The sequence below is a fragment of the Vibrio sp. 10N.239.312.D08 genome (genome assembly GCF_041466145.1).
GTDB classification, from domain to species: Bacteria; Pseudomonadota; Gammaproteobacteria; order Enterobacterales; family Vibrionaceae; genus Vibrio; species Vibrio crassostreae_C.
Genome location: NZ_JBFSSD010000022.1, coordinates 51,818 through 63,515 on the forward strand (window position 1 = coordinate 51,818; position 11,698 = coordinate 63,515).

Below are 11,698 nucleotides of genomic sequence, written 5' to 3' on the forward strand. Positions count from 1 at the left end.
GGCAGGGTCGATTCTGATTCTTAGGGTGTCACGGTCGATGAAAGATGCTCGGGCAGGGTCGATTCCGATTCTTAGGGTGTCACGGTCAATGATTAACTCTCGGGCAGGGTCGATTCCGATTCTTAGGGTGTCACGGTCAATGATTAACTCTCGGGCAGGGTCGATTCTGATTCTTAGGGTGTCACGGTCGATGATTGATGCTCGGGCAGGGTCGATTCCGATTCTTAGGGTGTCACAGTCAATGATTAACTCTCGGGCAGGGTCTTTTCTAAATTGCCATGCGCCAGCGACCTCTCCCTTGGCGGGAGCCTTTTTTTTAGCTCCCCCTTTATAATACTACTATACGGAGGGTGGTACACCACCACTAATATATGACGAAAGGCTGAATTTTCGTGTGAATTTTCGTTGTCACCAGTCACTTTTTCGTCTTTTTGATACCACCCCATGTATATGTAGGAGATATGTCCACCACACTCATAAAATCCTCATTTTCAAATTCCCTACATATATTGAGGGGGGTGTCAGACATCTCATTCATTAGCAGGTGCTAATGTTTTGGTGGTTCAATTTTAGTCGAATTTTGATACCACCATTGATATATGTAGGGACAGTGATGCCAAATTCTGCAACGAACTGTCGTTTCATGGTGGTTGATTAGCAGTGATGATCAGAACTAGATTACTTTCGTTAAGGCGCGTCATTGAAAATAAGGATTAACAATACCGCTCAAAATGTGTATGTCGGTTGATGGACGTTCTTTTGAGTAACGATTTTCGATTTCTGGCTAATTGCTTTCAAGAACGCGCAAATCTTCCCATACAATTCCCAATCCCACCAAAATAGAAACGATGTTATGCAATTTTTTTCAATTGTTTCTACAAATGTCATTTCTTAACCGATTTATTACGGTGTTTATCAATATTTCCCAAGCATCTCGATTTTCCTCATACGCAATACAATTTTATTCGATTCATGCACGATATTTTTCAACAGCTAACAATAAACATGAAAAATACCCTCACTAATTGCTAAACCATCATCAATTTTTGTGTATCACTAGGTTTGACATCAAGACAAATGATCGGAGTGATTGATTATGAACAAACAACTGGAAGTTGCAGCGATAGATGTAGGCTTTGGAACCACCTGCGTTGCATCTGAAATAACAGGCGATCACTGTTATTACCATTGCTTCCCATCAAGAGCTGTAAAGGTGAATCCTACAGAGCTGAAGCGACTGGAATCGTTTGGCACAACTCAGCGAAATACGGTTTTAGTGAACATTGACGGAAGTAGTTATGAAGTGGGGCCGGGAGTTTTGTCAAAAGCAGCTGACGCCAACGAAAGACTTCTTAATAAACGTTACATCTCAAGTCCGGCTTACAAGGCGCTGTTTATCGGTGGCTTAAGTCTATTAAAAACGGATTGCATTGACTTGCTGGTGGCTGGTCTTCCATTAAACCAACTTGATCGTAAAGATGAACTACTCAATTTTATGATTGGTGAACATCATGTGGATGGGCGAGTGATCCGAGTAAAACAGGCACATGTATTGCCGCAGCCACTTGGCGCACTTACTTATCATGCAAAGTCTGAAGCAAAGAAAATGAACTGCGGGATTATGGAGGCGCTTGGGAACCGAGCGAGAGTTACTGTTGACCCAGGTTATGGAACAACCGACTTCTTGACTTCAACGGGGCTTACAATCGACGAAGAACGTACAAAGGCATTCGAACTAGGTCAGGGGAAAATTCTCAGAAGCCTGAGCACCTACCTGTCTGAGGTTTTGGGTACGTCCATCGGGACCGAATTGGTAGACAAGGCATTCAACACGAAAAAGCTCGAAATATTTGCTGAAACGTATGACTTCCCTGTCGCTGATGGTGTCTTTGATTGCTTGCCGCTGATTGACAGTTTGTGCAATGAAGCAGTCGATTTACTTACAAACATGCTTGGTGAAGCATCAGACATACAAGAGTTTATTGTGTCTGGTGGTCCAGCTCCCGATTTCGCGAGAGCGCTAGAACGTGCATTTCCGAGACATACTGTGAAGTTAGTCGAGAAACATGAAGTTGCTGTATGCCTTGGTTTTGCTGAGTTAGCTAGACAAATCGCGGGTGTTAATTCAAACAAGGTTGCGTAGCTTATGAGTAATAGTATCGATGTTAACCTGTCGACTTGGGTGGAAAGGGGAGCTATCGAGATCCCCGATAGTCCCAAGTTTAAGCGCATCATGTTGCGACGAATACTAAACAAAGGCGCAGTGATTAAGCGATTGCACGAGTCGAACTGGGAAAAGATATCATCACAAGTTGAGCTTACGATGCCGTTCAACGGCGAGAAGGTTAATGAGCGATTTAGAATATCTAAACGTGATTTCCCAGTTTTGTTAAGCGAATTGAATCATTGTGAAAACCGAAGTTGGTTACTCCCAATTCTTTTCCAATTGGGGCTGTTATATCACCAATCCGGTGAAGCAATTATTAATCGATTTTTGGGTAACGTGAACACCAACAACGAACACGGTTCTTCCCAAAATTCTCCACAGATACCTGAAGCTAAATCACCACAGACAGACCCAGCAGATTTGGTATCTACGGAACTGGTTGATAACTTGACTTCAAGCGGATTAATCAGTTGATTTAGAAATAGTACATTTGTAATAAGTCAAGGGTTAATGTTGAGAATGTGTATGTTTTTTGTAATCATTGTTGTGATTTTATACATTTATGCAATAATCCAAGAGTTCACTAAAACAAATTGCGTATTATGGAATTCGTAATTTCGTATAAATGAACACAACGTCAATACTGTAAACGCAACCTAACAACGCTCGTGGTGAGCTTAGTAAGGTGTTTGAAAGGTCAATGTTGGGATCGTTCAAACCGCGTAAAAGCATGGAAGATTTACTTATGAAACGTCTAGGCCACATGGCAGCCGTGCGTGCAATCTCCGCTCGCATATTGTCAGCTGCACACCAATCTGTTTTAACTAACAGAGAATGCTCCGCTCAAATTAACTTTCTGACTAACATCGACGTAGATCGATTTATAAGTATCGAGCCCGATACTCTAGAGAAGTTTGCAGAGATGCAGCACCATATCTTTACCCTTGCCCCATTACGTTCTGGCTGCACTAAACAAACAGGTTTATCGGTTCTCAATACCGCAATTGAAACAGGCCAGTTTGAAAATTATCGAACACGATTGAACGCTTATCTCAATGTCACTTCTGAATCTACACCTTCTACCGATGAGATGAGTTTTCAGTGCCAATCACTAATTCTCGCAATGCACAACCTCGCTCAAACAGATCCGCATTCTGCGATGATTGAGCTAATGGCAACTCAACAAGAAATCATTAAGTTTGCTAGTTTTGAGTTGTTTCAAATTGTCAGGTTCACATCTGCCGGTATAAATCCTTTCGTATTTCACGAAGGTACTGAAGCTGAGATGTTGAATGCCTTAGAGACTCATGAATTTCAAAGTCACAATGTCGGCGTAGAACGCATTCGTATGCGTACCTTGACCGATATGATCTAAATTCAGTCTGTTCACAATTTGAAAGGATAGTCATATGTCCGAGATACAATTATCCACAGCGTCTCAAATGGCGCTGAAATTGGAGACGCGAGCACTCGATCTTGTACGCTTTGGTGCAAACGCAGCCACAATTAAAGACCTTTTAGGTTCAGTGCCTAAGTCTGCTCAACATGAGCTTGGCCGAATGCAGACAGACTTTAAAAAATCAAGAATGGGTAAAGATGCGAGCTTTCTTCATCAAGTACCGGAAGCGTTTCCCATCTCGAATAAGCTTTGGGCTTATTATTCAATCCTCTCCAATGACCCATCAGTAAAATTGCCGCTTCAAAACAATATCGACAAGATGCTTGATGCTTATGCAAGAGTATTTGATGAATCGAGTGAAGACATACGTGCTTACGTGAATTTCAATCGATTTGTTCAACTCCTTCATCGTATCGGTGACGGTACGATCCACATTTTCAAATGTGAGTGTGGGACAAAATATATTGGCCACACTGAAAGACCTGGTACTGGTTGTGCTCATTGTCGTGCAGAAAGAGCGAGAAATCGTCGTAAAGCCAAAGCCGCTGAGGTATAGATTATGAAATCGAACTATCTAGGCTTATCGATGTTATGCGCCCTTGCATTTGCAGCTACCGCGACGGCAGATGCAAATTTCGTCAATGATAAAAGTGCCGCTCAAGGTTGGCACTTTTATGGGGAGCCTGAACCAGAAGAACCCAAAAAGCCCGTGTCTCCACCAGTCCCTATTGCCCCTCCAAGTACAGCAAAATCTGGTCCTGAACCTATGTCGACGAAATGGATTCGAGCGCACTTTATGGAGTTTGTTGGTGAAGCAATTAATGACCCTAGTCCGGAGAACATCCAACGAGCCCGATACATGCAACGTGTGATTATGGACAAGGCGACTGCTTTTAGGGAAGCGTGGATGCAAGATGTCATCAATAACCCTCTTCTTGATGAAACACAAGCAAGGCCAACATCGAGTTTTGCTCTTAATGCTAAGAATGAAGCTAAGAATCGTGCAGAACAGGAAGTGGTTCAAGAAGTAGCAAAACAAGCGGGGTTATGGTTCTTTTTTGAGAGCACTTGTGATTACTGTAAACGCCAAGCACCAATTGTCCAACGCCTCATGAGCAAATATGGCTTTAATGTAAATGCGATCAGCATCGATTTAGCGCCAATGGAAAATGGTATGTTTCCTGAGTATCAACCGGATACCAAGCAGAAGTATAAAGAGCTAGGCGTTCAAAGAGTGCCTGCTTTGTTTTTAGTCGGTAATTCCGGTGAGTTCGTAGCGCCCATTTCACAAGGCATTGTGACTGAAAGTGAAATAGTCAGATTGGTTCTTATTCAGGCAAAGACGGCCAATGTGATTTCAGAAGAACAATTTAACGACGCGTCGGCAGTTGAGTCACTACAGCAAATTACACGATTTGAAGATATTGATGAAGAAAGAGCCTTAACAGACGCAAACTATCTAGTTGAAATCTTAGAATCGAACCTCAAGGCACAGCAAGGTTACTAACTTTATCGCGGTTAATTGGAGCCTGTTCATTAGTTAATGAGCAGGCTTTTTTATATCAGTTGCACGTTAATTACCGAAAAAAGGCTCCTTATTTGAATTTTTTGCACTGGCGTTAAGTAACACTAATCCTAGTTCTCTATCAGGATATGGTCATGAAGCTTATACCAGTGGTTCTACTGACATTCAGTACATTAGTGATGGCTAACGAGTCACAAAAGCCCGTGATTACGTCATCAAACACTACCAACTCCCATCAATCGACGACTCGACAAATAGTAGAAATGCCCGATTACGAGCGGCTATTTGGCGCTATTACGTCGAATAAAGGCGACATCAACGCGTTGAAAGTCAGCCTACTTAATTTCTATTCAAGTTTGCTCCCAGTTTTGCGTTATGAAGCTCTCGTTCTTGAGGTCCCTGAAGCTTTGACCGCTTATAGCTCTGCAGAGTCAGCAAGCTACGAACTCGCCAAGCTTCACCTTATTGACCCTCAAACTCTAGAACCAAGTGAATATCAGTTTTATGAGCGAGTAGTGGTTGAAGACAGCTACGAAATTGCGAAGGAGTTGGTACTTAATGTGTTGCCGTTTATCCCTTCGCCTGAATCAGACCAACAGAAAAGTTTGACAAAGAATGTCAATGCACAAGCGCAGGAGGCAATCAATTATGAAACGTATTAGGTCTTTTATCGTTGCCGCCTCGCTGACATGCTCTATGAATGTGTTGGCCAACCCAATGCAAGACGTCTTCAATGGGTACTCGACAGGTCATGGTATTGTCGACTACGAAACCAGTAATAAAAACGCCATCGCACTCGGTTCTTTTTCATACCGTGTTAAGAGTCATGATCCAAATATCGTGAACTTTCAAGTTCCGTCGATGAAAGCCGGATGTAACGGAATCGACCTTAATCTGGGTTCATTTTCAATGATCAAAGATTTAACAGGGATGCTCCAAAACTCAATGAGACAAATTGCAGCGGGTAGTGCGTCGTATGCCTTCAACCTAGCTTTAGATGCTCTGTGTCCGACGTGTGCTGCAAACATCAAAGCCTTGAAAAAAGCGATGGATGAATGGAACAAATTTTTCAAGAACTCATGTGAAGCGGGTCAGGCATTAATGGCCAACGCGGTCGGCCCATATGAACAATCAATCCGAGATGCTTTAGCAATCGGTCAAGCCGCAAACTCAACTGGTGTTGCGACAGATTCAGCTGATTGGTTTCAAAACATAGCCCCAGGCACTTCATTGCTTGAGCTCTCCCAAAAAGTTCAGAATGGTGAGGAATTACTGACAGGTAACCTGCTAATTAACGGCATGAGAACATCAAAAATGAATGTTGGTGCCGCTGACTTCTTCCCTAGATTTTCGGAAACCGTCATGTCACTAGTTGGGACCGAGATCCGAGATGTTGCTGATAACACTGACCCTGACCGCCAAGGTGTCGAAACTTCTTCAATTGCGACAACTCCGGTTCCTGCGACATTGACTCTGCTAGATATCGCCTTTGGTGGCTTTGATACTCAAGAACAAGTGACAAGGCTCAAGTGTAATGACGGTAACCCAGATACTGTGGCCAGCTCTAAATGTCTCGATATTACTCAGGAAACGATTGATTGGAGGCCGTTGAACAAACAGTTCTTAGAAGCGTTGGACGGAACGACAGACGGGACCGCAGGCGTATTAGAGGTCTATCGAACAGGTGCTCGCGGTGCGAATGATTTTGGTCCTACTCAAAAAGCAGTGATACAGGGTGGCGGTATGGATGTATATGGCTACATAGCTTTACTCGCGACCAAATACAGAAAAAGTTCAGAGGTCCAAGGTTACTACGAGGCAATTGCTAATGAATACGCGTACAACTTTGCGATGCAATTTTTCACATCTGCTCGTGCGTATTTGGATGCGGTTGCAATCGCGGCTAAAGCCGACAGCGATGCTAATGCCCAAGCCTACATAAAAGAAGCAAGAGGAATGTTGAACATACAGATGGACATTGTGGACCGCCACTATGAACAACAAGACTCTAAGAACCGTTTGCATATGTTAGTCGAGAAGAGTATGGAGAACTAAGTCATGGAATTTCTGATATATACCATTGGTAATTTTGATTGGGCTAGACAAGTTTTCCTTGGCTTGTCGATGGCGTTCGATCAATCAACAGGTGAATTTGGACAGCCTAACTACTTGTTCGGTCTTGGATTAGTTCTTTCCTTCTTCGTTGCAGCCTTCAAACAATTCTTTGAAAAGGGTCAGATTGGTGGTGAATTCTTAGGAACAGTGTGCAAGGGCTATCTTATCTGGATGCTGTGTTTCTACCCGAGAGTCGACATTGTAGTCGAACATGCTGGTACGGGTGATTCAGCGTATTTTACTGACATTCCTATTGGTTTGGCTATCGGTGGAGCTGTAACGACTCAAGTACCTATCGCGTTTATCGATATTTTGAGTGACATCTTTGTGATGCCCCAGAACTCAGGCACACACTTAGACGCACTTAGAACGCTGGTGGCTATCGAAGGGTCTGTAAATAGTCCGAATATTCGTACTATTGGGCATGCAGATAGTGATTTCATACGCAGCATAGACAGTTACATGAATGGCTGTTTGTTCAAAGACATGGAAGTTGGTGGAGCCTATCAAGAGGCGAAGGTTGGCAATGTATTGACGAATGTCGATGCTTGGGCCGCGATGGAGGTCAGCTCAACGATTTGGTACATCGACATGTATCTTGAAGGGCAACCGTCATTCATGTCGTGTAAAGACTCTTACACTGCACTGAGCGCATACATTGATAATGACCAATCGAAATTAGCAGACGGACTCGATGAGTTAAATGAAGCGAAAGGCATATCAGCGACACAAGTAAGCTCTGCACTTCAGCAGTTGGGCTCTGCATCAATGGACAGCTACACATTTCAAATGAATAACTTCCTTGATTATCACGTCAAAAAGAACGCTATGGGGTTAGATGCTAGTCATTCTGCACGAGGCCAACTTGTTGACGCTATGGAATATCAAGCTAAACAACAGCGTCTTTTCACTATGGCAGGTGACAGAAACTTGTGGCTTGAAATGGCCCCTGCCACCATCTCATTTTTTGAAGCGTTCGTGTGGTTTGCTGCACCACTTATGTCCTTCTTTATCATCTTTGGTGAAGGGGGCTTTAAGATCGCCGCGTCATACATGCGATTCTTAGTGTTAGTTGGATTGTATCCATTTGTGATGATTCTGATTAACTTCTATCTCGATTGGTCTATTCAAAATGCGTTGGAAACGTCGATCACTGAGCAAACAGCATACACCATAGGGGGATTGTCCAATTTCTATTCCGAAGCGCGAAGTTATATAGCGACCGCATCTTACATGACGACAATGGTTCCTATGTTGGCTTATATGCTTTTGAAAGGTGGCGAATACGCAACCGTGAGTATGGCTGGCAAGATCGGGGGAACCGCACATGTTAATCCTAGTGCTGTCGCACCAGATATTGCCGTTGGTGCCAAAAATGGTTCACTCAGAATGGGTAATCACAGTTGGACTATGGGTGATAACGGTGTGGTTCATTCAACAAATCAAATTCAAGATCAAAACATGCCAACACTCAGTGGTATGTCGAATATGACCAGTAACTTATCCCTTACATCAAGTATGGCAGAGTCGCGAGTTCAATCATCCCAAGCTTCACATCAACAGTCATGGGGCAAGCTTTCTCAGCTTATGACGCAGATTCAAAAAGGAAAAAGTGTGAACGGTAGTGATAGTCATCAATATTCTGAAAATGCTCAATTTGCAGCGCAGGTGCGTGAAGGTTTACAGAAAAACACCAATCTAGATACTCAAGAAATTACTCAATTGATGGGTAAGTTAGTAATGGGTGGTGGTGGCTCGGGTAGCGGAAGTTTCGGTTGGGGAAGTGGAGAGGATTCAACACAGCAAAACTCTGAGAGTGCAAAGACGTCGACTCAAGCTTCTGACTCTACCCAATACAGTAATGCAAAAAATAATAAAACAATGTCGAATAAGCAGGGGGGCTCTCAGGCTGCAGGACGACACGGACGTGGCCCCGTGACGAGAACTAGCCATATAGAAGATAAGGGCAATTCAAAAACAGAAAGAGTCCAAGTTACTGACACTAAGAGTAATGACAAGAGTTCCGGAAAAACAAACCGAGTGGGTTCAAGAAGCAAAAGTGATTTCTCGGTTGGTCTTGATGGCCGAGTTCAGGTTAACGCAGAAGGCGGGTTTAACCTTACGGAACGTGAGGCAGAGGCATTGCAGGCAAGCTTAGGTTACGTGACCAGTGAACAAGGCGGCACCAGTGCTCAATATACTAGTCAAGAAGCGATTCAAAAGGTTCATGGTCTTTCAAGAACGACAGGTTGGGGCGAAACGGGACAAAATGCTATTCAAGACCTGAAAAGTTATACAGCTGCGAAACAATTCCAAGAAACGACGCAACACGCATTGGGTGTTGCAAAAGGTTTGAATCAAAATTATTCAACCAATTTTACAAATGCGGCAAACAATAAGGAATTTAAAGAGTGGGTGGCTAATGGTTATAACACCGAAAGTGAGATGGCCAACATGAGCCCAGAGGAGCGTAGAGTCGTTGATGCCAATGCTCAGGCCCGAAACCTCCAAATACAACGTGATGCATCTAAATACTATCACGGAGATGTGGGTCGTGCAGCAGCAGTACTTTTCTCAAGTGAAATGGTTAATCAATATCAAGAAGTGGCGACCGCTAAAGACATTAATTCAATGAAATCGGGCTTGATGGATATCTCGCAGAAATTCAATGAAGCCGACTTCTTGATTGGTGACAAAGCACTTAATGATATGTCGAAAAACTTTGCCACGATGAGTAACAATTTAGGGTCTGTGAAAGACACCACCAGCAACTCAGCCGTAGCAGGCATTCCGGAAGAAATTCAAAGACACCAGCAAGGCTTTGAGAAAACACGAGATGAACGACTGGGTGAGGTTGGTACATTATTGACCACCAAAAATATCAAAGATGAGCACGGGGAAAATGTTGATAAGGCTCGCGCCAATGCATCAAAAGTTGCGCCTGAGAAAACAGATGAAATTAAGGCCATTAAAACTGCCACTGATACAGTTAATCCAACTCCAATTTCTCAAGAAGTTAAGAGTGCTGCGAAAGATGGTGGTGGATTGGTAAATGACATTGCAGCGGGGCTAGTTTCTCAGTTTCACTCTGCGACAGCGCAACAGCTATCAGAGCCTGCCGCAGAAAACATGAAGCACTTAGAATCACCATTGAATAAAGGTGCTGATTTACTAACAAGACCACAAATTGCAACTAGCCCAAGTGCTCGTGATTTTGGACTCACCACTAATTCCGAAGGTGTATATGGCGCCGCTGTGATCGCGTTAACCAGTGATGAGAACACGCTCAATAAAGATGGGCTACTCAGTGACACTGAAATCAAGCATCACAATAATGCGGTTGGGAATATAGAACAACTAAGAACGGAAATGTCTGAGGATGAGTCATTTGCCAAAGAAGTCGGTGGACTTGCATCGGGCAAATACACCATGGAAGCGTTAGAGGACTATAAACTGTTTATGGGTGGCTCTGAGGACGGGTTCAGAGACATTGATTACAACAACGTTGCTCATGTTGCCTCAACACTTGGTACATCCCTTACTGATGAGCAAGTTTCGAATCTATCAAATCAATCTGAGGTCAATAAGAATTACGATGTCGTAAATGGCAAATTGTTATCTAAACATTATCTGCAGATTGGAATAGAGGATGTGGCCGAACACCAGAAAGCTTACCACGCATCTAAAGATACACCGAATGAAGTGAAGTTGTCACAACTTGAAGCGACAGGTAAAGAGCAAAATGAAGCTGCAATTAAAGAGGGCCAATCTAACGGAACAACTCCATTAACGGGTGTTAATGACACCGTAGCGAACACAGCAATGCCGGGTTCTGTACCGTCAAATGAGCCGTCACCAGTACCAAGTTCAATGACAAAATTCGCTGAAACTGCAGCGCAAAGCTTGGCACTTATGGAGGCATCAGAGAACAGTGGTATGAGTGACGAACAGAAATCACAAATCTTTGACTCCATTGACAGTAATACGATTTCTGTAAAAGAAGGAGCTCAACTGTTCAATGCTGTAAGTTCAGGTGAAATGACCGCTAATCAGGCAATTACGTCGTTGCAAGAGAAAGAGGAGATGCTTGCTTCAACAGAAAATACCCAACCTGATGCGCAACCAACAGAGGCAAATAATTCAAAGGAAAAAACGACACAACAAACCCAAGGCAATGATCAAACAGGTTTCTCCAAACTAGCTTCAATGGTTGTTAGCGCATTACCTAGTAGCCCATTACAGCCAGAGGACAGTAATAATCAGCGTACCCAAGTGCAAAGCAATCAAGAGGTAGCTCCTGATAATAAATCAGCCGAAACGGTAGAGACGTCGAAGACCTCTGACACTGTATCTACGAACTCACGCCCTGAAAGTTCAGCACCACAGTCGGTGGCTCAAGTGGCAAGTGCATCACCGCAGAAAGTGGATGAGACAGCACCTACGAACTCACGCCCTGAAAGTTCAGCACCACAGTCGGCGGCTCAAACGGGTA

General features: G+C 43.5%; 8 protein-coding genes. All 8 read left to right on the top strand.

The genetic code is table 11. The features are described from left to right. Positions 1-1,096 precede the first annotated feature (1,096 nt). Positions 1,097-2,143, top strand: coding sequence for a ParM/StbA family protein (locus AB6D58_RS13415; RefSeq protein ID WP_136987111.1), 1,047 nt, complete (start codon positions 1,097-1,099; stop codon positions 2,141-2,143). A 3-nt stretch (positions 2,144-2,146) separates the two neighbouring features. Continuing rightward, positions 2,147-2,641, top strand: a complete 495-nt coding sequence (locus AB6D58_RS13420) for a hypothetical protein (protein ID WP_136987110.1) — start codon at positions 2,147-2,149, stop codon at positions 2,639-2,641. Positions 2,642-2,912: 271 nt separating this feature from the next. Then, on the top strand, positions 2,913-3,542 hold the full coding sequence (locus AB6D58_RS13425; protein ID WP_136987109.1) for a hypothetical protein: 630 nt from the start codon (positions 2,913-2,915) through the stop codon (positions 3,540-3,542). A gap of 34 nt (positions 3,543-3,576) precedes the next feature. Continuing rightward, positions 3,577-4,122, top strand: coding sequence for a hypothetical protein (locus AB6D58_RS13430; RefSeq protein ID WP_136987108.1), 546 nt, complete (start codon positions 3,577-3,579; stop codon positions 4,120-4,122). A gap of 3 nt (positions 4,123-4,125) precedes the next feature. Next, positions 4,126-5,073, top strand: a complete 948-nt coding sequence (gene traF, locus AB6D58_RS13435) for a conjugal transfer protein TraF (protein ID WP_136987107.1) — start codon at positions 4,126-4,128, stop codon at positions 5,071-5,073. Positions 5,074-5,225: 152 nt separating this feature from the next. Beyond that, on the top strand, positions 5,226-5,753 hold the full coding sequence (locus AB6D58_RS13440; RefSeq protein ID WP_136987106.1) for a hypothetical protein: 528 nt from the start codon (positions 5,226-5,228) through the stop codon (positions 5,751-5,753). Further along, positions 5,740-7,146: a conjugal transfer protein TraH gene (locus AB6D58_RS13445; protein ID WP_170964548.1), complete on the top strand. Its 1,407-nt coding sequence runs from the start codon at positions 5,740-5,742 to the stop codon at positions 7,144-7,146. Before AB6D58_RS13440 ends, AB6D58_RS13445 begins: the two co-directional genes overlap by 14 nt. Positions 7,147-7,149: 3 nt before the next feature. Then, positions 7,150-11,698, top strand: a 4,549-nt coding sequence (locus AB6D58_RS13450; RefSeq protein WP_372157519.1) for a conjugal transfer protein TraG N-terminal domain-containing protein, incomplete at its 3' end; no start/stop codon positions are given.